At 59.9% G+C, this 21,842-nt stretch carries 19 protein-coding genes; 14 read left to right on the forward strand and 5 right to left on the reverse strand.

The features are described 5' to 3' along the window. Nucleotides 1–63: 63 nt before the first annotated feature. Entirely contained in the window at nucleotides 64–993 is a 930-nt protein-coding gene (znuA, locus tag QOM08_RS00155) for a zinc ABC transporter substrate-binding protein ZnuA (RefSeq protein ID WP_107323309.1), read from the forward strand. 127 nt (nucleotides 994–1,120) lie between these two features. Here znuA and QOM08_RS00160 read toward each other — a convergent pair whose 3' ends face one another. Further along, nucleotides 1,121–2,071: a homoserine kinase gene (locus QOM08_RS00160; RefSeq protein WP_274090625.1), complete on the reverse strand. Its 951-nt coding sequence runs from the start codon at nucleotides 2,069–2,071 to the stop codon at nucleotides 1,121–1,123. Between the two features lie 60 nt (nucleotides 2,072–2,131). Then, the gene (locus tag QOM08_RS00165) at nucleotides 2,132–2,419 is read right to left on the reverse strand and encodes a DUF2782 domain-containing protein (protein ID WP_047229784.1); all 288 of its coding nucleotides are present in this window, start codon (nucleotides 2,417–2,419) and stop codon (nucleotides 2,132–2,134) included. A 74-nt stretch (nucleotides 2,420–2,493) separates the two neighbouring features. On the opposite strand from QOM08_RS00165, the gene polA reads away from it, so the two are divergent. Further along, complete coding sequence (gene polA / locus QOM08_RS00170; protein WP_316912404.1) at nucleotides 2,494–5,262, forward strand: DNA polymerase I; 2,769 nt, start codon at nucleotides 2,494–2,496, stop codon at nucleotides 5,260–5,262. A 319-nt stretch (nucleotides 5,263–5,581) separates the two neighbouring features. Here the strand turns inward: polA and yihA are convergent, their stop codons facing one another. Continuing rightward, on the reverse strand, nucleotides 5,582–6,223 hold the full coding sequence (gene yihA / locus QOM08_RS00175) for a ribosome biogenesis GTP-binding protein YihA/YsxC (RefSeq protein WP_047229786.1): 642 nt from the start codon (nucleotides 6,221–6,223) through the stop codon (nucleotides 5,582–5,584). Nucleotides 6,224–6,414: 191 nt separating this feature from the next. On the opposite strand from yihA, the gene QOM08_RS00180 reads away from it, so the two are divergent. From QOM08_RS00180 to QOM08_RS00210, 7 genes are all read left to right on the forward strand, one after another. Then, complete coding sequence (locus tag QOM08_RS00180) at nucleotides 6,415–6,705, forward strand: c-type cytochrome (protein WP_003196231.1); 291 nt, start codon at nucleotides 6,415–6,417, stop codon at nucleotides 6,703–6,705. 46 nt (nucleotides 6,706–6,751) lie between these two features. Further along, the gene (locus tag QOM08_RS00185; protein WP_047229787.1) at nucleotides 6,752–7,360 is read left to right on the forward strand and encodes a c-type cytochrome; all 609 of its coding nucleotides are present in this window, start codon (nucleotides 6,752–6,754) and stop codon (nucleotides 7,358–7,360) included. A gap of 198 nt (nucleotides 7,361–7,558) precedes the next feature. Beyond that, nucleotides 7,559–8,203 (forward strand): thiol:disulfide interchange protein DsbA/DsbL, encoded by a 645-nt coding sequence (locus QOM08_RS00190; RefSeq protein ID WP_047229788.1) that lies wholly within the window; start codon nucleotides 7,559–7,561, stop codon nucleotides 8,201–8,203. 14 nt (nucleotides 8,204–8,217) lie between these two features. Beyond that, nucleotides 8,218–9,096, forward strand: coding sequence for an endonuclease/exonuclease/phosphatase family protein (locus tag QOM08_RS00195; protein ID WP_047229789.1), 879 nt, complete (start codon nucleotides 8,218–8,220; stop codon nucleotides 9,094–9,096). Further along, the gene (locus QOM08_RS00200; protein WP_316912405.1) at nucleotides 9,093–11,165 is read left to right on the forward strand and encodes a diguanylate cyclase; all 2,073 of its coding nucleotides are present in this window, start codon (nucleotides 9,093–9,095) and stop codon (nucleotides 11,163–11,165) included. Before QOM08_RS00195 ends, QOM08_RS00200 begins: the two co-directional genes overlap by 4 nt. Nucleotides 11,166–11,264: 99 nt before the next feature. After that, on the forward strand, nucleotides 11,265–12,044 hold the full coding sequence (locus QOM08_RS00205) for an N-acetylmuramoyl-L-alanine amidase (RefSeq protein WP_047229791.1): 780 nt from the start codon (nucleotides 11,265–11,267) through the stop codon (nucleotides 12,042–12,044). Between the two features lie 75 nt (nucleotides 12,045–12,119). Next, nucleotides 12,120–13,733: an EAL domain-containing protein gene (locus tag QOM08_RS00210; protein WP_076386507.1), complete on the forward strand. Its 1,614-nt coding sequence runs from the start codon at nucleotides 12,120–12,122 to the stop codon at nucleotides 13,731–13,733. Nucleotides 13,734–13,739: 6 nt separating this feature from the next. On the opposite strand, the gene QOM08_RS00215 is transcribed toward QOM08_RS00210, so the two are convergent. Together QOM08_RS00215 and algB are read right to left on the reverse strand one after the other, a co-directional pair. Further along, nucleotides 13,740–15,530, reverse strand: a complete 1,791-nt coding sequence (locus QOM08_RS00215) for an ATP-binding protein (protein ID WP_047229792.1) — start codon at nucleotides 15,528–15,530, stop codon at nucleotides 13,740–13,742. A gap of 10 nt (nucleotides 15,531–15,540) precedes the next feature. Beyond that, the gene (gene algB / locus QOM08_RS00220) at nucleotides 15,541–16,887 is read right to left on the reverse strand and encodes a sigma-54-dependent response regulator transcription factor AlgB (RefSeq protein WP_047229793.1); all 1,347 of its coding nucleotides are present in this window, start codon (nucleotides 16,885–16,887) and stop codon (nucleotides 15,541–15,543) included. Between the two features lie 438 nt (nucleotides 16,888–17,325). Here algB and QOM08_RS00225 point away from each other — a divergent pair, with 438 nt between their 5' ends. From QOM08_RS00225 to QOM08_RS00245, 5 genes are all read left to right on the forward strand, one after another. Next, entirely contained in the window at nucleotides 17,326–17,607 is a 282-nt protein-coding gene (locus tag QOM08_RS00225) for a hypothetical protein (protein WP_139048722.1), read from the forward strand. A gap of 80 nt (nucleotides 17,608–17,687) precedes the next feature. Next, nucleotides 17,688–17,852, forward strand: a complete 165-nt coding sequence (locus tag QOM08_RS00230) for a DUF1328 domain-containing protein (RefSeq protein WP_003177151.1) — start codon at nucleotides 17,688–17,690, stop codon at nucleotides 17,850–17,852. Between the two features lie 2 nt (nucleotides 17,853–17,854). After that, on the forward strand, nucleotides 17,855–18,319 hold the full coding sequence (locus QOM08_RS00235; RefSeq protein ID WP_047229795.1) for an inhibitor of vertebrate lysozyme family protein: 465 nt from the start codon (nucleotides 17,855–17,857) through the stop codon (nucleotides 18,317–18,319). Between the two features lie 704 nt (nucleotides 18,320–19,023). Next, nucleotides 19,024–20,355, forward strand: coding sequence for a glutamate/aspartate:proton symporter GltP (gene gltP, locus QOM08_RS00240; protein ID WP_047229796.1), 1,332 nt, complete (start codon nucleotides 19,024–19,026; stop codon nucleotides 20,353–20,355). 226 nt (nucleotides 20,356–20,581) lie between these two features. Further along, nucleotides 20,582–21,811, forward strand: coding sequence for a nucleoside recognition domain-containing protein (locus QOM08_RS00245; protein WP_316912406.1), 1,230 nt, complete (start codon nucleotides 20,582–20,584; stop codon nucleotides 21,809–21,811). Nucleotides 21,812–21,842: the final 31 nt, after the last annotated feature.

The raw sequence follows: 21,842 nt of genomic DNA on the forward strand, positions 1-21,842 counted from the left end.
CAGCGACGATTTTAGTGAGAGACGTTATTATGTTACCCGTTCTCGCCTCTCCGAGTGGTCATCGTGTCCCGAAATTTTTCGATCTTTGTAGCTTTTGTCGCCAGTTTTCTGCTGATCGGCCCGGCCCAGGCCGAAGTCAAAGTGCTTACCAGCATCAAGCCATTGCAACTGATTGCCGCCGCGGTGCAGGACGGCGTGGCGGTTCCTGAGGTCCTGCTGCCGCCCGGCGCTTCACCTCACCATTACGCCCTGCGGCCTTCCGACGTACGGAAGGTGCAGTCGGTGGATTTGCTCTACTGGATTGGCCCCGACATGGAAAGTTTCCTGCCGCGCGTGCTGAACGGTCGTACGTTGCCGTCCGTCGCGGTGCAGGACGTGCCGGGGCTCAAGTTGCGTCACTTCGCCCAGGACAGTCATTCCCACGCCGAAGATGAGCATGACGCCGATGAGCATGATCACGACCATCGCCCCGGCACCATCGATGCCCATCTGTGGCTCTCGCCAACCAATGCCCGGGTGATTGCCGCCAAGATGGCTGCCGACCTGAGCGCGGCCGATCCGGCCAATGCCAGCCGCTATCAAAGCAACCTCAAGGGTTTCAACCAGCGTCTCGATGCGCTGGATGCGCGTTTGAAGACCCGTCTGGCCGGCGTCGCGGGCAAGCCGTATTTCGTGTTCCACGAAGCGTTCGACTATTTCGAAGACCACTACGGCCTCAAGCACGCCGGAGTTTTTGCCGTGGCCACCGAAGTCCAGCCCGGCGCCCAACACGTGGCGGCGATGCGCAATCGCTTGCAGGCCGTGGGCAAGACGTGCGTCTTCAGCGAACCGCCCCTGCGCCCGCGCCTGGCCGAAACCCTGGTGGCCGGGTTGCCGGTGAAATTGGCGGAGCTGGATGCGCTGGGCGGCTATACCCCTGCGACGGCGCAAGGGTATGAGCAGTTGCTGGAGAAGTTGGGGAATGATCTGGCGGGGTGCCTGGAGTCGCTATAACTGCCGAGCGCAAACCCTGTGGCGAGGGAGCTTGCTCCCGCTCGGTTGCGCAGCGACCGCAAAATCTTAGGGCTGCTGCGCACCCCAGCGGGAGCAAGCTCCCTCGCCACAGAGGCATTCAGTTGCGTCAGAGGGCGAACGGCAACATCGCACTGACCGTCTGCCGCTGCGCCAGGCGCTGCTGAAACTCCATCGGATCGTGGATCAGTACATCCTGCCCGGCAAAAGACTCGGCGGCGATCAACCGCGACAGCCAGAAGCGCACGCATGCCACGCGCAGCATCGTCGGCCATGACTCGGCCTCGGCAGCGGTGAATGGGCGCAGCGCCGCATAAGCCCCCAACAAGGCCCGCGTCCGTGGGCCATCGAGCACACCGTTGTCATCCGAACACCAGTCGTTCAGGGCGATGGCAACGTCATACAGCATTGGCCCGGAGCAGGCGTTATAGAAGTCGATCAGCCCGGTCAGGTGTGTGCCCTCGAACATCGCATTGTCGCGGAACAGGTCCGCGTGGATGTTGGCCCGGGGCAGCGCCAGAATTTTTACCTTCTGTTGGGCGATTTCATCCAGCGCAGCCTCCAGCAACCGGCGGGGTTCGGTATCCAGGTGCGACAACAGCTTCGCGCCCTCCTCCTGCATCCAGTCCAGGCCGCGATCAGTCTTGCGCTTGATCATGTTGTCCTTGGTCGCCAGGTGCAGATGGGCCAGTAACTCCCCTACCTGGGCGCAATGCTGTGCGTTGGCCTGCTTGATGTGCTTGCCGGCCAGGCGCGGTTGCAGCAGCGCCGGCTTGCCGGCCAGCTCTCGCAGCGCAACGCCGTCGGTGGTACGCAAGGCGTAAGGCACCGGCAGGTCGGCGTCATGCAGCACATCCAACAGCTCGATGAAGAACGGCATTTCCTGCACCGGGCCGCGTTCCACCAGGGTCAGGACAAATTCACCCTGCTCCAGGCTGATAAAAAAATTGGTGTTTTCGCTGCCGGCGGCGATCCCCTGGAAATCAAGCAGGCGGCCAAGCCCATACGGGGCGAGAAAGGTTTCCAGCTCGGGCCGAGCCAGGGGAGTGAACACAGACATGGTTAAAAACTGCCAGTACGGGCGCCCATCAGTGAGCGCCGGTTGAAGTCGAGAGCGGTATTACCACTCAAAGATTTTCCACGATGGAATCAGCATATCCGGTTGATCCGAGCGGATGAAATTCCCGTCGCTGCCATCGGCACGGACCAGGAAATAAGGCTTGCCGTTTTTGGGCGTGACCTTGATCGCGTACAAAAAGCCGTTTTGCCGGTACTCCTGAATGGTTCTATCGCCTTCGGTGCGGATGGTGACATCCGGGTCCGCCGAGGGGGCGTCGTCCGCCGCCATGACGGCCAGCGGGGTGATTGCAAACAAGCCAGCCAGTAACAGGCGATTTAGTGTACGCATGATAACCTTGTCCCTTTGTCGTCAACGGTCCCGCTATTCTAGCCCCGGACCCGCCGAAAAGGTTGATCCTGCTCATGAGCCAAGCCCCCCTCGTCCTGGTGGACGGTTCTTCTTATCTTTATCGCGCCTTTCACGCGCTACCACCGTTGACCACCTCCAAAGGCCTGCCGACAGGCGCGGTCAAGGGCGTGCTGAACATGCTCAAGAGCCTGCGCAAGCAGTATCCGGACAGCCCGTTCGCCGTGGTGTTCGATGCCAAGGGTGGGACCTTTCGCGATGAGCTGTACGCCGAATACAAGGCCAACCGCCCCAGCATGCCCGACGACATGCGCGTGCAGATTGAGCCGCTGCATGCCAGCGTCAAGGCCCTGGGCTTCCCGCTGCTGTGCGTGGACAACGTCGAAGCCGATGACGTGATCGGCACCCTGGCCCGCAGCAGCGCCGCAGCCGACCGTCCGGTGGTGATCTCCACCGGCGACAAAGACATGGCGCAACTGGTCGACGGGCACATTACCTTGGTCAACACCATGACCGGTAGCGCCCTGGACGTGGCTGGCGTGAAGGAGAAGTTTGGCGTCGCTCCGGAGCAGATCATCGATTATCTGGCACTGATGGGCGATTCTTCCGACAACATTCCCGGTGTTCCGGGCATCGGTCCGAAGACCGCCTCGGGCCTGCTGGTGGGCGTCAATGGCGGCCTGACCGAGCTGTATGCGCAACTGGACATCGTCGCCACCTTGCCGATTCGTGGCGCCAAGACCCTGGCCGCCAAACTCGAAGAACACAAGGAAATGGCCCTCCTCTCCTACGAACTGGCGACCATCAAGACCGACGTGCCGTTGGATGTCGGTCTCGACGACCTGCAAATGGGCCAGCCGGATCACGAGAAACTCGCCGAGCTGTATACCCTGCTGGAGTTCAAGAGCTGGTTCGAAGAAAACCAGCGCGATGCCAAGCGTGCCGGTCAGGAGATCGTCGAAGCTGCCGACGAACAACCCGGCGCCGCTGAGGCCAAGTACGAGATCATTCTCGACCAGGCACGTTTCGACGCCTGGCTCGCCAAGCTTGAACAGGCGCCGCTGTTTGCTTTCGTCACCGAAACCAATGGTAACGACGCCCAGCATGCGCAACTCGTAGGGTTGTCGTTTGCCGTCGCGCCCTTTGAGGCGGCCTACGTTCCCTTGACCCATTCCTACATGGGCGTGCCGGAGCAACTGGATCGCGACACGGTACTCAAGGCGCTCAAGCCATTGCTGGAGAACCCGAACAAGCTCAAGGTCGGCCAGCATGCCAAATTCGAAACCAACATCCTGGCCAACTGCGCCATCGGTGGTGATCAAAACCACGGCATTCTTGTGCAAGGCATTGCCTTCGACACCATGCTTGAGTCCTACGTACTGGACTCCACAGCAACCCGTCACGACATGGACAGCCTGGCGCTCAAGTACCTGGGACAAAGCAAGACCGATATCCAGGACATCGCCGGCAAAGGCGTCAAACAGCTGACCTTTGACCAGATTGCCCTGGAACTGGCCGGCCCTTACGCCGCCGAAGATGCGGACGTGACTTTCCGCCTGCACCAGGCCCTGCAGGAAAAACTGGCTGCCACGCCAAGCTTGGGCAAGGTGCTCAACGAAATCGAAATGCCGCTGATGCCGGTCCTGGCACGCATTGAGCGCCAGGGTGCGCTGGTCGATGCCAACCTGCTGGGGGTGCAGAGCGTTGAGTTGGGCGAGAAGCTGGTGGCTCTGGAACGCGAGGCATTTGCCATCGCCGGGGAGGAATTCAACCTGGGTTCACCCAAGCAACTGGGGGTGATCCTCTACGAAAAACTTGGCTTACCGGTGCTCAGCAAAACCGCCAAGGGCCAGGCGTCTACCGCCGAAGCGGTGCTGGCCGAGCTGGCCGAGCAGGATTATCCGCTGCCCAAGGTATTGATGCAGTACCGCTCGCTGAGCAAGCTCAAGAGCACCTACACCGACCGCCTGCCGGAGCAGATCAACAGCCGTACGGGCCGCGTCCATACCAATTATCAGCAAGCCGTCGCCGCTACCGGACGACTGTCCTCGATCGACCCCAACCTGCAGAACATTCCGATTCGCACCGCCGAAGGCCGCAGGATTCGTCAAGCATTCGTTGCGCCGAAAGGCTACAAGCTGCTGGCGGCGGACTACTCGCAGATCGAACTGCGGATCATGGCGCACCTAGCCAAGGATGAAGGCCTGCTCCACGCCTTCCGCAATAATCTGGATGTGCACCGGGCCACCGCCGCCGAGGTTTTCGGCGTTGAGCTGGACGCCGTCACTCATGACCAGCGCCGCAGCGCCAAGGCGATCAACTTCGGCCTGATCTACGGCATGAGTGCTTTCGGTCTGGCCAAGCAGATCGGCGTGGATCGCAAGCAGTCCCAGGCTTACATCGACCGCTACTTTGCCCGCTACCCAGGCGTACTGGCCTACATGGAGCGCACCCGTGCCCAGGCAGCCGAGCAAGGTTACGTCGAAACCATTTTCGGTCGTCGGTTGTACCTGCCGGATATCAACGCGAAAAATCCGGCTTTGCGCAAAGGCGCAGAACGCACGGCCATCAACGCGCCGATGCAGGGCACAGCGGCAGATATCATCAAGAAAGCCATGGTGGCGGTGGATCGCTGGCTGACTGCGTCGGGGCTGGATGCCAAGGTCATCCTGCAGGTCCACGACGAATTGGTGCTGGAGGTGCGCGAGGATCTGGTCGATCAGGTGCGCGAGGAAATACGCCAGCACATGAGCGCCGCCGCCATGCTGGATGTGCCGCTCCTGGTGGAAGTGGGCGTGGGCAATAACTGGGATGAGGCGCACTGAGTCTCAACTGCTGAAATTGCGGGGACCTGTGTGGGTCAGGGAGATATGGTAGGCCCTGTGGCGAGGGAAATCCCCTCGCCAAATCGAATCCTGGCCTCATTAGTTCGGAAAATTCCTAAGGTTATTTCCAAAAATAATCTGAACTAAAACCGTGAATTGCTACTCAGAGTTTCTGAAAGGCTGGTGAAGCCCTTCAATGCTCCTATGTTGTGTTAAGTGTTGGCAGATATCTGGACCCCGCCCTAGCGGTCCGGAACTTGGACCCCGAACTTCCCCCTCCCCATACGAAGTCCGGGGTTTTTTTTGCCCGCGATTTGGCTTATTCCGCCTCTTCGCTGCCCTTGTCTGCCAATTCCATCCAATCGGCCAATACAGTGTAGGCCTCTTCCAGGCCCATGCGCTTGGGCGCCGAGAACAACTGGATGGTGATCGTCTCGCCCCATCCCTTGCGGATTTCCGACTGCACTTTGAGCAGGGTGTTCTTGGCTGCGCCGTAGGTGAGCTTGTCTGCCTTGGTCAGCAGGATGTGCATCGGCATGCCGCTGGCGACAGCCCAGTCGAGCATCAGCAGATCGAAGTCGGTCATCGGATGGCGGATGTCCATCATCAGAATCAAGCCTTTCAAACTCTCGCGGCTGCCCAGGTAGGCTTCCAGATGGCGCTGCCAGTGTTGTTTGAGCGGGATCGGTACTTTCGCGTAGCCGTAGCCGGGCAGGTCGACCAAACGGCGTTCATCGTCTAGCTTGAAGAAGTTCAAGAGCTGCGTGCGGCCCGGAGTTTTCGAGGTGCGTGCCAGGCTTGCATGGGTCAGGGTGTTCAGTGCGCTGGATTTACCGGCGTTGGAACGCCCGGCGAAAGCCACTTCAAAGCCTTCATCGTCGGGGCATTGATCGACTTTGGCGGCGCTGAGCATGAAGGTGGACTGTTGGCACAGGCCGAGGATGGGGTTCTTCAGTTGCATGGGATTTCCGATGTGGGTGGCGTCGGGAATGGACGCGGCAAGCTGTGTCGTTTCCGTTTCAGTGACGCCAGTATATAATGCCGCAGATTTTGTGTGCGCTTTGTCCCAGCGTAGGATGAAGCTCACGGGAGCGACCGACTGAAATTGCGCACTAGAACGCAGCTCGCTCTCAACCCTGAAAAGGTCGTTTTATGACGAAATGGCTGCTAGCTGCCGGTGTCTTGATGCCGCTTTACAGCGCTCAGGCTACACAGGATCCGGAAGCTGTGTACAACCGTGTTTGTGGTGCCTGTCATTCCGGCCAACTCCCCATGGCACCCCGCAAGGGTGATCAGGAAGCTTGGACGCCGAGGTTGGCGAAAGGTATGGAGACGCTGGTGCAACACGTGACCCAGGGTTTCAAGGCGATGCCGCCGCGTGGTTTGTGCATGGACTGCAGTGCCGAGGATTACCGAGCCATCATCCAGTGGATGAGCGAGTAAACCCGGTCCATAACTCTTTAACCCTTAGCCGTAGTTGGATTAGCTGATGAACAAACTGATCGTGAGTCTGCTGTTGACATTGGGGATATCCGGCGTAGCCCATGCCGCTGGCGATGCCGCCGCCGGCCAGGCGAAAGCCGCCGTATGTGGGGCCTGCCATGGTCCGGATGGCAACAGCATGGCACCAAACTTTCCGAAACTGGCGGGCCAGGGTGAGCGTTACCTGACCAAGCAGTTGAAGGACATCAAGGACGGCAAGCGTGTCGTGCTGGAAATGACCGGCCTGCTGACCAACCTGAACGATCAGGACCTGGCGGACATGGCGGCTTATTTCGCCAGCCAGAAGGGCAGCGTTGGCGCCGCCGATCCAAAACTGGTCGCACGTGGTGAAGCGCTGTTTCGCGGAGGCAACCTGGAAAAGGGGCTTCCAGCTTGCACCGGTTGCCACTCGCCTGACGGCAAAGGTAACGCAGCGGCCGGCTTCCCGCACCTTGGGGGCCAGCACGCTCAGTACATTGCCAAGCAGCTGACTGACTTCCGCAAGGAAGCAGACGGTCGTAACAATGATGGCGAGGCGATGATGCGCACCATTGCCCGCAAGCTGAGCGACGAAGAGATCGCGGCGGTGGCCAGCTACATTCAGGGCCTGCACTAAGACCGTTGGCCGGGCGTTGTGAGGGTTTACATCTCTTGCAACGTTAACGCTCGATTAATCTGTCGATGCGAACATCAAAAGGGTGGCTTTGGCCGCCCTTTTTTGTGGCCGCTACCGTTACACTAGCGAACTTGAACCCGTCACGGCCTGTCTGAAAAACACGCCTCGCGAGGTCACCTCATTGTCCAGGAGTAAAGCATGCGTAATCTGATCATCAGCGCCGCGCTCGCCGCTGTCAGCCTGTTCGGCATGGCCGCCCAAGCCAACGCCGAGGAATCGAAAGCCCCTTACGTCGAATTGAGCAATCCCGTTCCGGTGGCCGTGCCTGGCAAGATCGAAGTGGTGGAACTGTTCTGGTACGGCTGCCCGCATTGCTACGCGTTCGAGCCGGTCATCAACCCATGGGTCGAGAAACTGCCTTCGGACGTTAACTTCGTACGCATTCCGGCCATGTTCGGCGGCCCATGGGACGCCCACGGCCAGATGTTCCTGACCCTCGAAGCCATGGGCGTCGAGCACAAGGTTCACGCTGCAGTGTTCAATGAGATCCAGGTTGAGAAGAAGCGTCTGACCGATCCTGAAGAAATGGCTGAATTCCTCGCCACCCAAGGTGTGGACAAGGACAAGTTTCTGGCGACGTTCAACTCCTTCGCCATCAAGGGCCAGATCAACAAAGCCAAAGAACTTGCCAAGAAATACGAGATCACTGGCGTACCCACCATGGTCGTCAACGGCAAATACCGCTTTGATATCGGTTCGGCCGGTGGTGCTAACCAGGCGCTGGAACTGGCCGACCAGCTGATTGCCAAAGAACGAGCGGCAACCAAGGCCGCCGCTAACTAAGCGCGGCGCTGACCATGGCCCGCTGGAGCACCGAACGCGTCGTTGGCCTGCATGAACCGCGGGTCAATGAGCATCATATCGCCTCCACGGGCCTGCCTGCCGACAACTGCCTGCGGCTGCTCAGTTTCAATATTCAGGTGGGCATCAGCACAGAGCGTTACCGGCATTACCTGACCCGTGGCTGGCAACATCTGCTGCCGCACACCGGACGCGCCGTCAACCTGCAGAAGATCGGCGACCTGCTGAAAGATTTCGACCTGGTGGCCTTGCAAGAGGCCGACGGTGGGAGCCTGAGATCGGGCTACGTCAATCAGGTGGAGCATCTGGCTCAATTGGGTGCTTTCCCCTACTGGTACCAACAACTCAATCGCAACCTCGGGCGCCTGGGTCAGCACAGCAATGGTGTGTTGAGCCGCCTGCGGCCGTGGGCGATAGAAGACCACCCGTTACCCGGGCCCAAGGGACGCGGAGCGATCCTGGCGCGCTTTGGCGAAGGTCCGGAGGCGTTGATCGTGGTCATGATGCACCTGGCCCTCGGGGCTCGTACCCGAACGATGCAACTGGCCTACATCCGCGAGTTGATTGGTGACTACAAGCACCAGGTATTGATGGGCGACATGAATACCCATGCCAACGACTTGCTGCAAAATTCGCCGTTGCGTGATCTTGGGCTGCTCGCCCCACAACTCGAAGCCACATTCCCCAGCTGGCGCCCCCAGCGCTGTCTGGACCATATTCTGCTGAGCCCCACCTTGACCCTCGAACGGTTCGAGGTGCTGGCTCACCCCATTTCCGACCACCTGCCTGTCGCGGTCGAAATTCGTCTGCCGGGTTCGCTCACGGCGGATGCATTCCCCGCACTGAGTCCTGCCCCTCGCGGATCCCATGAATGAGCGACGAAGCCGAACGCTGGAGAGAGAAGTACTTCAAGAGCATCGAACAGCAAGAAAAGCTCGAGCGCCGCTGGGCGGCTCGGCTCGACTTGCTGCGTCGCGGCCTGGTGCGCAGTACGCTGGCCGCCGAAGGCACTGACCGGGCGGTCGATCAGTGCATGAAAGAAATGCGCGAAGTGGTGCGCAGCGATGACATGGATGCCGCCCTCGCCGCTCTTTTGCCCCGCCTGGAAAAAGCTGTGCTTGATTCCGAGCAGCGTCGCGAGACTCGAGTCGAACAGGTGAGCGCTGCATTGACTTCCCTGGTCGCTCAGTTGCAAACCTTGCCGCTGCCAAAGGAAGTCAGCCGGCCCTTGAAAAAGTTTTCCAAGCAGTTGGAAGACCGGGTGGACCAGGCTCGGGAGATTCCTTTGCTGCTCAGTGAACTGAGCAGCTTGCAGGGCCAGGCGCTGAGTGTGCTGGAAGCGCCCACTGAACCGAATCGTCCCGGCCTGCTGCAACGGTTGTTTGGTGGCCACGGCCAGGAAGAAGCGGCGCCTCCGCCGCACGAACCTGCCCAGCGCAGCGCGGTAACGGTTTTGGAAACGACACCGCCGGCACCGGCACAGTTAGCGACTGACGCTGCGCCTGCCATAACTCCAGTTCCAGCCCCGGCAGTGTTAGCCGGACCTGCGGCAACAGTCGATGAAGCGCCTGAACCGGTCGCGTTCATTCCGCCAATGGTCGATCCCGATCCAGAACGCTCTCCGTCGCCGGTATCCGAAGCTGCCGAGCCGACTCTGGAGCGAGATGAAGCTACCGAGCAGGAGGAGGCAACCGAGCCGGCGCCGATTCCCACGGAACAGGCGGTGCCGGTACCCGCCCTTGGGAACCCTGATGAGCTGATGCCCGAGGAGCCGCCGCAAGCGCTGGACGAGTCGCTGCCCCTCCCGGAAGAGCCCGTCGAACCCTCGGCCGCGGTCGAGCCGGCAGCGTCTGAGCCGGAGGACGACCATTATGAACTGCCCGACTCACCGGAGCCGTCCTACAGTTCGGTGGCCAGGCATATAGAAGACACCCTGTTGGGCCTGCTGGGCGACCTGACCCTGCCCGAGCGTCATCGTCCCCAGGCCGAGGCCATGCGCGAACGGCTGCAAAATGGCTTGAACTGGTATGAATTACTGCCAATTCTCGACGATCTTGCCGTGCTCATGCTGGCAATTACCGACACCGGCCAACATGAATTCGAAGCGTACCTGCAGCGCCTCAATGATCGGCTTGAGTCCTTCCAGAGCAGTTTACGGGCAGCCAGTGAAGACCATGCCGATAACCAGTCGGCCTCCCGGGAAATGGACACGCAGATTCGCGAGCAGGTGGATGGCTTGCAAAGCAGCGTGCAGGAAGCTGATGACCTGGAAGGTCTCAAGCAAGTGCTGGAGAACCACCTCGAAGGCCTGCTTGGCACGATGGACCTGCACCAGAAGCAGCGCGATCAGCGCGAGCAGGAAGTGTCGGCTCGCCTCAAAAGCCTGGCCGAGCGCGTCGCGCTGATGGAGCAGGATGCCCAGGTTGTCCGGGATAATCTTGAAGAGCAGCGGCAAAAAGCGCTTATCGATCCGCTCACTGGGCTGCCTAACCGCGCCGCCTGGTCCGAGCGTCTCGAACAGGAAGTTGCCCAATGGCAGCGGCACGGCAACAGTCTGCTGCTGGCCATGCTCGATCTGGATCACTTCAAGCGCATCAACGATAACTACGGCCACCTGGCAGGTGATCGGGTGCTGAAGATCATCGCTTCGGTGCTGCGCAGACGTTTGCGTGGCAGCGATTTTATCGCCCGCTTTGGCGGTGAGGAATTTGTCCTGCTGGTGCCCGACACGCCGCTGGCGGCCGGAGCAAGACTGGCCGAGTCCCTGCGCGCAGCCATCGAGGCCTGCCCGTTTCACTTCAAGGGTGAGCCGGTCACGATCACCGTGTCTGTGGGCATGACCGCGTTCAAAAGCGGGGAGCACAGCGATTCGGTGCTTAAAAGAGCCGATCAGGCGCTATATAGAGCCAAAAATGCCGGGCGCAACCGAGTGGAATGGGGCTGAAGGCAATTGTTCCATTTTGTGAATCCCGTTATGCGAGCCAGATCATCGCAACGCGATACGTTACACTGTTGCATTACCCCAGCGCGTAATGCACCTGCCATGAAATTTTTTTCGCTCATTGCCTTCTTACTGGTTCTGGCCGGTTGCGCCAGCGGCCCCAGGCTCGATACCAGCCACCCTTCAGTCAATCATGACAACCGTATCCAGTTCGTGGTGCTGCATTACACTTCCGCTTCCCTGGAGCGGTCCCTGGCTCTGCTCACCCACGGCGAAGTCAGTGCGCATTACCTGATCGGCGATGATAAAAGCGCGACCGTCTACAAGCTGGTAGATGAAGGCCGGCGCGCCTGGCACGCCGGAGACAGTGAATGGGATGGCCGGACCTGGCTCAATTCCAGCTCCATCGGCATTGAGATCGTCAATCCCGGTTTCGTCGATACGCCCACCGGGCGCCTCTGGTATCCCTACAGCGAAGCTCAGGTCCAGGCCTTGATCGCCTTGCTCAAGGACATCTCCCAGCGTAATGGGATCAACCCGCGCAACATCATTGGGCATAGCGATATTGCCCCGATGCGCAAGCTTGACCCTGGGCCGCTGTTTCCCTGGAAGCGCCTGGCGCAAGCTGGGGTGGGGATTTGGCCAGACGAGCAGGCGGTAATCCGCCAGCAGGCGGTTTTCGCGGCGCAGGTACCGAACGCCAGTTGGTTCCAGGCCGAGCTGGCCCGTTTCGGTTACCCGACGCCCCGCACCGGCGAATGGGATGTGGCCACTCATCATGTGCTCGCTGCCTTCCAGATGCGCTTCCGGCCGACCCGGTTCGACGGCATGCCGGATGCGCAAAGTGCGGCTATCCTGCAGGTGCTCAACCAGACAAAATAATGACGCCCGTCCGACGGTCAGGGCTAAATCCAAATCAGAAGCTATAACTCATTGGTAACTTTCGGATTACCAATGATGACGCCTGCCCGCGAAACCCTGCAAAGCTGGCTCCATCGCCCGTTTCTCCTGGCGATGATGGCGGCTGTCCTGAGTACCGTGCTATTGCTGGGCGCCAGTCTGTTCGTGGTGATGCAGCAAATCCAGCAGCGCGAAAGCGACCAGATGAATGCTCAGGGCGAGCGCTTTCTGCAGCGACTCGAGCAGCTTTTCGGACAGTTGCGCGAAAGCCTCGACGATCTGCAAAACCAGCCGTTGCGCAGATGCGACGACGACATGATCGCGACGTTGCAGCAGGTCAGCTTCAACTACCGTTTCGTCTACGAAGCGGCGTATATCGATAGCAGCGGGGTTTGTTCCAATCGTCCACGCCGCAGCGGGTTATCGGTGATCCGACCGCCTGACATCCGGGGGCCGACCTACAGCTACTGGCTCAATACCACCACCGAGCCGGATGAAAACCGTGCTGCATTGATGCTGGGGCGTGGCAATTTTCGCGTTGCGACTTCCCGCGGGCATCTGACCGACGTGGTCGACCTGCCCCCCGGCAGTAGCCTGCTTGTAGTGCTCGATCATGGCGAGCGGGCGATACCGGTGCTGGGTACCGATCAATACTGGCCGCCCACGGAGCCTTGGCCCTCGAAAAGCCGCAATGCATTGCAAGTGACGCAGAACCGCCTGATCTATCGGATGCAGACCGACAGCCCGGAATATCAACTGGTGCTGATTGCTCAACGCAATGGTTTCAATATTCCCTCCAACGCCTGGTGGTTGCTGCCCATCAGCCTGATGCTGGGCCTGGGGATTGGTTTCCAGGTATTCCTGCTGGCGCGTCAGCGCCAATCGATGGACGCCGAACTGCACGGGGCCATCCGGCGCGGGGAATTGCAGGTGCTGTACCAGCCGATCTTCGACCTGCGCAGTCGCAATTGCGTCGGTGCTGAAGCCCTGTTGCGCTGGCGGCGCCCGGACGGCACCCTCACCAGCCCGGATCTGTTCATTCCGATGGCAGAGAACACCGGGCAGATCCGTCAGATCACAGACTTCGTGCTGCAACGCCTGTTCGACCAGTTGGGTCAGCTGCTGCGGGCCAATCCGCAGCTGTACATCTCGGTGAACCTGGCAGCGTGCGACGTCATGGTGCCACGTATCGGCGAAGTGATCGCCCGCCTGCTGGCGTTGCATCGGGTGTCGGCGCACCAGATAGCCTTTGAAGTGACCGAACGCGGATTGGTCGATGTCCTGGTCGCCCGGGATAATCTGCAATCGCTGCGCGATGTCGGGCATCAGGTGTTGATCGATGATTTCGGCACGGGCTATTGCAGCCTCGCCTACCTGCAAACCTTGCCGGTGGACTGCTTGAAAATCGACAAAGCCTTCATTGACGCCTTGGGGCACGATGCCGCCAGCAGCGGTGTGGCCCCGCATATTATCCGCATGGCCCACGCGTTAGAGCTCAAGGTGATTGCCGAGGGCATCGAGCATGAAGCCCAGGCGTCTTACCTGAGCAGCGAAGGCGTGACTTTCGGGCAGGGTTGGCTGTTTGCCCATGCGCTCAGTGCCGTGCAGTTGATCGAGCTGATTACCCGCGGCCGGCGCCTGTTGGGGCGACGCCTGGACGATGAGGCCTGAACCGACTCAGACCGCCAGCGCCATATAGAACTGTGTGCCCTGCCCCGGCCGTGAATAAACGCCCATGCGCCCACCGTGGAGCTGGACGATTTCCTTGCACAGCGCCAGCCCCAGCCCTGCGCCGCCCTTCTTGCGACCGACCTGGACGAAAGGTTCGAAGATCCGTCCCTGCTGGCCGTAGGGAATGCCCTCACCATTGTCCTCGACGCTGATGATCACCCGCTCGCCGTGGCGACGGGCCTGCAGGCGGATCTGACCGTGGTCGCCCGTGTGACGCATGGCATTGTCGATCAGGTTATCCAGCACCCGGTCCAGTTGCGCAGCGTCGGCATGCAGGCGTGGTAAGGGTCCCTGGATCGCCACGAGCAATTGGATGCCCTTGGCTTGGGCCTGTGCGGCAAACCGCAGCCGGGCCGACTCCAGCAGTTCTTCGATGGAACAAGGTGCCAGCGTCAGTTTTTGCAGACCGTTCTGGTAGCGGGAGAAGTTCAGCAGGTCATTGATGAGCTGCATCAGGCGCTGCATTTCTTCGTTGACGGTGTTGAGCAGATCGGCTTCGCGCGATTCCTCAGGAAAATGCACGCGCTCCTGCAACAGGCCGAACGCCATGTGCATGCCGGTCACCGGGGTACGCAGCTCGTGGGACGCGCGCAACACGAATTCACTGCGCACCCGTTCGAAAGCGCGTTGTTCAGTGACATCGTGCAACACCATCACCGCCCCGAGGATGTGCCCCTGGGTATGGCTTACGGGGGTGAGGCTATACGTCAGCAACCGCGACTCGCCATCCACTTCGATGCTCAAGTCGTCCGGTGCCCGCTCCAGCGTTCCCCCGCGCAGCACCAGTTGCAGTTCCTCATCCAAATCCTTGCGTTCCAGCGCCTCGCCCAATCCCTGGCCCAGGCGCTCCTCGTCCCAGCCCAATTGACGCTGGGCCACCGGGTTGAGGTGCTCCAGGCGACCCTGGCGATCGATCATCAGCAAGCCGTCGTCGATGCTGTCGAGTACCGCTTGCAAGCGTTGCTGGCCGGCGAGCAGCTCATCGACGTTGGTGGCCTGATGCTCGCGCAGAGCCTGGGCCATGATGCCGAAACGACGGGTCAGCAAGTTCAGTTCCGAGGCCGAGGAGATCGGCAGCGTCACTTCGAAGTTGCCCTGGCCGATATTATCCGCCGCCGCCGCCAGCGCCTCGATCGGCGCCCCGAAACGTCGGGCGATACCGTGGGCTGTGATGAAGCCGATGATCAGCACCGCCAACCCTACCAGCCCCAGTAATCCGGAAATCAGCAACGCGCGCTCGCGAGCTTTGTTCTGGGTGTCGCTGATGTTGTTCAGCGCCTGCCGATACGCGTCGATCAAGCCCGTGCGCAGCACGTTGAATTTTTCGGTGAGGTTCTGGATACCGGACAGTTGGGCCGGTAGCTGGCGAGAGGCTGAAAAAGCCTCCAGAAAACTGATGTAATCGGCTTTGGCCTTGCTGAAGCTGTCGGCTGAATCGTCCAGCACCTGTTCGTGGGCGATGCCCTCGTCGAGCAACTCGAAGTATTGCCGTTTGGATGCTTCCAGAGCCACCAGGTCGGGCTTCTCATCGAGCATGATCATCAACTGGTCGCCCAGGGTCTGACGCAGCTTGAGGCCCAGGTCGAGCAGGATGAAGTTGTCGCGCACCGATTGTTCTTGGGTATTGGCCATCTGCACCACGCTGACCAGGCCAAGCAACAGCCCCAGCAAGGCCACGGTAATCAGCGCCGAGATACTCAGAAACAGCCGTGTGCGCAGCTTCATCGCCAGTTTCATAAGATGACGCTCACAGGTTGTACTGCTTGCGTTTGCGATACAGCGTGGAGGCATCGATTCCCAGGGTCTTGGCGGCCTGATCCAGCGTGTCGGCCGTGGCCAGCACTGCGCCAATATGCGCCTTTTCCAATTCGTCGAGGCTTAGCGCAGCCCCGATTCGCGGTGCATTGTTGACGGGTTGCTCGGCCATGCCCAAGTGGCTGATTTCGACTTTTTCCTGCGCGCAGATGATGCTGGCGCGCTCGACCACGTTGCGCAGCTCCCGGATGTTGCCAGGCCAGCGATAGCCTAGCAGCGCTTCACGAGCCTCGTCGCTGAAGCCGCGCGCCGGGCGGGCGTATTCCTTGACGAAGCGCGCCAGGAAGCGGTCGGCCAACGTCAGAATGTCTTCGGCCCGCTCGCGCAGTGGTGGCAGATGCAGGGTAATCACATTCAGGCGGTACAGCAGGTCTTCGCGAAAGCGCCCGTCGCGCACCATGTCTTCAAGGTTGAGGTTGGTCGCCGCGAGGATCCGCACATCGGCACGACGGGTCACCGGATCGCCGACCCGTTCGTATTCCTTGTCCTGAATGAAACGCAGCAACTTGGGCTGCAATGTCAGGGGAAAATCGCCGATTTCGTCGAGAAAAAGCGTACCGCCGTCGGCCTGGTTGACCCGTCCCAGCGTGCTTTCACTGGCGCCGGTAAATGCACCGCGGCTGTGGCCGAACAGTTCGCTTTCCATCAACTCAGCGGTCAACGACGGGCAGTTGATCGTGACGCAGGACTTCTTCGCGCGTTTGCTCCAGCCATGGATGGCTCGGGCCAGTTCACCCTTACCGGTGCCGGACTCGCCAAGGATCAGAATGTTGGCGTCAGTGCTGGCGACCTGGCGAGCGGTTTCGAGCACGACTTTCATCGCCGGGCTGTGGGAGTCGAGGCCGTCATTGGGTTTGCGCACTTCCCCTTCCAGGGCTTCCAGTCGCGCCGACAACTGGCGCACCTCTAACTGTTTGGCGGTCGCCAGGCGCAGTTGATCGGGGCTGCAAGGCTTGACCAGATAATCGGCGGCGCCCGCCTGGATCGCATCAACGGCGGTGTCTACCGCCGAGTGGGCGGTGACAATCACCACCCGCATCCAGGGTGCCTGGATGCGCATTTGCGCCAGGACATCAAGGCCGTTGTCTTCTCCCAGGCGCAAGTCCAGAAAGCACAGGTCAAACACCTGCCGCTGCAGCAGGGTGTCCGCCTGGGCGGCGCTGTTGGCGGTGGCGACGCTGTAGCCTTCGTCTTCCAGGCAATAACGGAATGTACGCAGGATGGCGGACTCGTCGTCTACCAGCAGAATGCGGCCTTGATGCTCAGTGGCGGATTCCATTTTTCCTACGCTCCTTTAATGAATGATGTTGGTTAGTGTCAGAAAAATCGGGCAAGTTGCATGGTCGTTTCTGAGGGGATATTACCCACCGGCAGCGTACTTGCGAGTGTCTGACTCCTAAAAGGTTGATTTAGGTCCCTTTTTTGCGCCCGCGGCCGCCTCGTACGGTATGGCTTGCCCATTCCGACATCTATTTCCGACGGGCAATTCAAAAAGATTCTATCGCGTCTATCTCCGCCGTTCGTGCATTACGCACGACCTTTGTCGTGGCCATCGTGCAGGATGCGCTCCGGCTGGCTCGCAAGTCATCCATAACTAATTGATTTTAAAGATATTTATATCGCCAGAAATTCTGGCATGCCGAGTGCAATGGTTAGCTCAACGTGGCGTCAAGGCGCCTCAACCAGGTCACCACTCGGGGTGGGGAGGAATTTCAGGATGAATCGTCAACGTGCCGCTCAGTTTCGAATCTCTGCCCTGCATGTTCAGCAGGGTTTGTGGGCAGCAGTGGCCCTGCTGATCACGCTTGTGGCTGGCCAGCAGTTGATGCTTTGGCATCAGAGCCAACAGCCTGAAGCGCCTCTGTTGTCAATTCAGCGCGCCCCGCAAACTCATTTCAGCGCTGTCAGCAGCCTCTCGGATATTTCCGCCTCGATGCGAATGATGGAAGTCGATCAGGCTGAGAGCGGCATGCCCCGCGAGGAGCGCTGGGTGTTTTAACTCGATGAACCGGTCGTCCACTGCACCGGAACCATCACTGCAAGACCCTAACTAAATAGAAAAGCGTAAGGAGAATCACCATGTTGAGCTGGGCAATTACTTTCCTGATCATTGCCATCATCGCCGCAGTACTGGGCTTCGGTGGTATCGCAGGCACCGCCACGGGCATCGCCAAGATTCTCTTTGTCGTGTTCCTGGTGATGTTCATCGCTTCCTTCTTCTTTGGCCGCCGCGGCCGAGGCTGACCATGAGCGTCGCACTCAAAGGATTGGTCGCCGCCCTGCTGCTGGGCGGCGGCACCATGGCCATGGCTGCCAACGACGGACAGATGCGGGTCAATCAGTTGCTCAAGGCCGACCCGCAATATGTCGAGACTTGGCAGCAAGTGGTTAAAAAGGAAGAACGCCTGCCGGAATGGGTGATGAACCTGTCAGGCGATTCGCAGCAGATGAATGCTGTCGAGGAAGATGGCGACAAATACCTGGTCGGTCCGTTGTGCGAAACCCAGGCGACATGCCGCAGCAAGCGCTTGTTCGTCGCTTTCAGTTTCGACAAGGACGAGGCTTATGCATTGCTGGTTGAAGTCCCTGCCGGACTTCCGGCCGACAAGTCGCCGACACGTCATGCCGATTACCGGTTCCTCGGCAATCCTGATGAAGGTATGCAAGAACTGTTAATGGAGCAACTCAAGAAAGATCCGAACTGGTACTGATTCTGAAAGCGAGAAAAGCACGTTGTTTTTCTCCTCTGCACAGTCCGAAGAGGGCCGATGCATGACCAGGGGGCCGGGACGCTCTGCCCGTCTAAGGGCGCAGTGACCTACGGGCACAAGGGGTGCCTGCGAAAGGGCCGGGTCAGGAAAAAGCTTCCACGCAGGCTCGCACAGTCATGACGACTGGCGAACTTGCGTGGAGCTTCGTGCATTGTAAAGTTCATGCCAGAGCGGTTGGCTATCCTGGCGTCTGCCCCACCCCTGCGTACCACCATCGTTTTTCCACGCTGCTCCACTCCCCCGCATCCGACCGTATATCGGAGATTTATCCGCCCGGTCCGCTCTTTCGAGAGTGCTTCATTCTTCCATCCTTTGAGCGCTTTTTGCGAGGCCGGACAAAAACCCCGTTGCGCGGAAAATGGCCGGTTCACGGCATTTTTGCCTGCCGAAATGGCGTATTCGAACCGATGGGTACGCACGTTTTATTTCAAAGACATCATGCCGATTCGGCATAGGGTAGGCGTTTACGGCATTAGACGCCCCTCCTTTGCATCGCAATAGTTGCGCCTTTTTTCGCCTGCCAGTGCGCCTTTGGCGCGTACTCGGGGTGACCTTATATGGGGGCAGCGGCACGCATTCGTATCGCCATCGGGTGGTTCGGTTTGTGGCAGTTGCCCGAGTCCAACTGAAGTAAGGGTAAAGATATGAAGAAGGCAAGACTAAGCCTCGCCTGGCAGATCCTCATCGGTCTGGTGCTCGGGATTGCAATTGGCGCGCTGCTCAACCATTTCAGTACCGAGAAGGCCTGGTGGATCAGCAACGTGCTGCAACCGGCAGGCGATATCTTTATCCGTCTGATCAAGATGATCGTGATCCCGATCGTGATTTCTTCGCTGATCGTCGGTATTGCCGGGGTCGGTGACGCCAAGAAACTCGGGCGTATCGGTCTCAAGACCATCCTCTACTTCGAAATCGTCACCACTGTCGCCATCGTCGTCGGTTTGCTGTTGGCCAATTTCTTCCAGCCGGGCAGCGGCATCGACATGAGCACCTTGGGTACGGTGGATATTTCCAAGTACCAGGCCACGGCCGCCGAGGTTCAGCATGAACATGCGTTCATCCAGACCATTCTCAATCTGATCCCGTCGAACATCTTCGCGGCGGTGGCGCGTGGCGAGATGCTGCCGATCATTTTCTTCTCCGTATTGTTTGGCCTGGGTCTGTCCAGCCTGCAATCGGACCTGCGCGACCCCCTGGTAAAAATGTTCCAGGGCGTCTCGGAAAGCATGTTCAAGGTCACCCATATGATCATGCAATACGCCCCGATCGGCGTGTTCGCCCTGATCGCGGTGACGGTTGCCAACTTCGGCTTCGCTTCGCTGTTGCCATTGGCGAAGCTGGTGATCCTGGTTTACGTCGCCATCGCGTTCTTCGCCTTCGTGGTGCTGGGGCTGATTGCTCGTCTGTTCGGCTTCTCCGTGGTCAAACTGATGCGCATCTTCAAGGATGAGCTGGTGCTGGCCTACTCCACCGCCAGCTCCGAAACCGTGTTGCCACGCGTGATCGAGAAGATGGAGGCCTACGGTGCACCCAAGGCGATTTGCAGCTTCGTGGTGCCGACCGGTTATTCGTTCAACCTCGACGGTTCGACCCTTTACCAGAGCATCGCGGCGATTTTCATCGCTCAGTTGTACGGCATCGATCTGTCCATCAGCCAGCAATTGCTGTTGGTGCTGACCTTGATGGTGACCTCCAAAGGCATCGCCGGCGTACCGGGTGTCTCTTTCGTGGTGCTGTTGGCGACCCTCGGCAGTGTCGGTATTCCGCTGGAAGGTCTGGCGTTCATTGCCGGTGTCGACCGCATCATGGACATGGCCCGCACCGCGCTGAACGTGATCGGCAATGCCCTGGCCGTGCTGGTCATTTCCCGCTGGGAAGGCATGTACGACGATGCCAAGGGCCAGCGCTACTGGAATTCCCTGCCCCACTGGCGCAGCAAAGAGCCGATGCCAGCGGGAGAAACTGCCAGCCGTTGAGGCGCATAACCCCTGTGGGAGCCGAGCTTGCTCGCGATTGCGGTGTGTCAGCCAACATCAATGCTGACTGATCCGGCCCCATCGCGAGCAAGCTCGGCTCCCACAGGATCTGCCATAGGATTTTTGTAGCCCCTGCGCAATGCCAAACAAACCCCGGAGAAATCCGGGGTTTGTCGTTTCTGCCAGCCCCGCTATCATTCGCGGCATCTTCCGGGGGACTTAACCGATGCTCAATGGCCTGTGGCTTGGCTTCTTTATCGTGGCAGCCGTATCGGCGCTGGCGCAGTGGCTGATCGGCGGTAACGCCGGGATCTTCGCCGCCATGGTGGAAAGCATTTTCGCCATGGCCAAGCTGTCGGTGGAGGTGATGGTCCTGCTGTTCGGCACCTTGACCCTGTGGCTGGGGTTTCTGCGGATCGCCGAAAAGGCCGGTATTGTCGACTGGCTGGCCAAGGCGCTCGGGCCATTGTTTTTGCGGCTGATGCCGGAGGTGCCAGCGGGTCATCCGGCGATTGGCCTGATTACCCTCAACTTTGCGGCAAACGGCCTGGGGCTGGATAACGCGGCGACCCCGATCGGCCTGAAGGCCATGCGAGCCCTGCAGGACTTGAACCCCAGCCCGACCATCGCCAGCAATGCACAAATCCTGTTCCTGGTGCTCAACGCCTCATCGCTGACGCTGTTGCCGGTGACCATTTTCATGTATCGCGCCCAGCAAGGGGCGCCGGACCCGACCCTGGTATTCCTGCCGATCCTGCTCGCCACCAGCGCCTCAACCCTGGTGGGGCTGCTGTCGGTGGCGTTCATGCAGCGTCTGCGCCTGTGGGACCCGGTAGTGCTGGCTTATCTGATTCCGGGTGCGTTGGTACTGGGCAGTTTCATGGCGCTGCTGGCGACGCTCTCAGCCACGGCACTGGCCGGGCTGTCCTCGATCCTGGGCAACCTGACACTGTTCGGCTTGATCATGATGTTTCTGGTAGTAGGCGCGCTGCGCAAGGTCAAGGTTTATGAAGCCTTCATTGAAGGTGCCAAAGAGGGTTTTGACGTCGCCAAGACGTTGCTGCCATACCTGGTGGCCATGTTATGCGCCGTCGGCGTGCTGCGGGCCTCGGGCGCGCTGGACTTCGGCCTGGACGGCATCCGGCACCTGGTGCAGTGGGCCGGCTGGGACACCCGTTTCGTCGACGCCTTGCCGACTGCCATGGTCAAGCCATTCTCCGGCAGCGCCGCGCGGGCGATGCTGATCGAAACCATGAAGACTTCCGGCGTGGACAGCTTCCCCGCGCTGGTGGCCGCGACCATTCAGGGCAGCACCGAAACCACCTTCTATGTGCTGGCGGTGTATTTCGGTGCCGTGGGTATCCAGCGGGCGCGGCATGCGGTGGGCTGCGCGCTGCTGGCCGAGTTCAGCGGCGTCGTGGCGGCGATCGGGGTTTGCTACTGGTTCTTTGGCTGAACCATATCCCCTTGCCACAGGCCCGGATTGC

It is taken from the genome of Pseudomonas sp. P105 (assembly GCF_032614175.1).
Taxonomy (GTDB): domain Bacteria; phylum Pseudomonadota; class Gammaproteobacteria; order Pseudomonadales; family Pseudomonadaceae; genus Aquipseudomonas; species Aquipseudomonas rhizophila.

Coding starts and splice junctions, on each gene's coding strand:
- QOM08_RS00160 (WP_274090625.1), bottom strand. CDS start 2,071: ATGTCTGTGTTCACTCCCCTGGCTCGGCCCGAGCTGGAAACCTTTCTC.
- QOM08_RS00165 (WP_047229784.1), bottom strand. CDS start 2,419: ATGCGTACACTAAATCGCCTGTTACTGGCTGGCTTGTTTGCAATCACC.
- polA (WP_316912404.1), top strand. CDS start 2,494: ATGAGCCAAGCCCCCCTCGTCCTGGTGGACGGTTCTTCTTATCTTTAT.
- yihA (WP_047229786.1), bottom strand. CDS start 6,223: ATGCAACTGAAGAACCCCATCCTCGGCCTGTGCCAACAGTCCACCTTC.
- QOM08_RS00180 (WP_003196231.1), top strand. CDS start 6,415: ATGACGAAATGGCTGCTAGCTGCCGGTGTCTTGATGCCGCTTTACAGC.
- QOM08_RS00185 (WP_047229787.1), top strand. CDS start 6,752: ATGAACAAACTGATCGTGAGTCTGCTGTTGACATTGGGGATATCCGGC.
- QOM08_RS00190 (WP_047229788.1), top strand. CDS start 7,559: ATGCGTAATCTGATCATCAGCGCCGCGCTCGCCGCTGTCAGCCTGTTC.
- QOM08_RS00195 (WP_047229789.1), top strand. CDS start 8,218: ATGGCCCGCTGGAGCACCGAACGCGTCGTTGGCCTGCATGAACCGCGG.
- QOM08_RS00200 (WP_316912405.1), top strand. CDS start 9,093: ATGAGCGACGAAGCCGAACGCTGGAGAGAGAAGTACTTCAAGAGCATC.
- QOM08_RS00205 (WP_047229791.1), top strand. CDS start 11,265: ATGAAATTTTTTTCGCTCATTGCCTTCTTACTGGTTCTGGCCGGTTGC.
- QOM08_RS00210 (WP_076386507.1), top strand. CDS start 12,120: ATGACGCCTGCCCGCGAAACCCTGCAAAGCTGGCTCCATCGCCCGTTT.
- QOM08_RS00215 (WP_047229792.1), bottom strand. CDS start 15,530: ATGAAACTGGCGATGAAGCTGCGCACACGGCTGTTTCTGAGTATCTCG.
- algB (WP_047229793.1), bottom strand. CDS start 16,887: ATGGAATCCGCCACTGAGCATCAAGGCCGCATTCTGCTGGTAGACGAC.
- QOM08_RS00225 (WP_139048722.1), top strand. CDS start 17,326: ATGAATCGTCAACGTGCCGCTCAGTTTCGAATCTCTGCCCTGCATGTT.
- QOM08_RS00230 (WP_003177151.1), top strand. CDS start 17,688: ATGTTGAGCTGGGCAATTACTTTCCTGATCATTGCCATCATCGCCGCA.
- QOM08_RS00235 (WP_047229795.1), top strand. CDS start 17,855: ATGAGCGTCGCACTCAAAGGATTGGTCGCCGCCCTGCTGCTGGGCGGC.
- gltP (WP_047229796.1), top strand. CDS start 19,024: ATGAAGAAGGCAAGACTAAGCCTCGCCTGGCAGATCCTCATCGGTCTG.
- QOM08_RS00245 (WP_316912406.1), top strand. CDS start 20,582: ATGCTCAATGGCCTGTGGCTTGGCTTCTTTATCGTGGCAGCCGTATCG.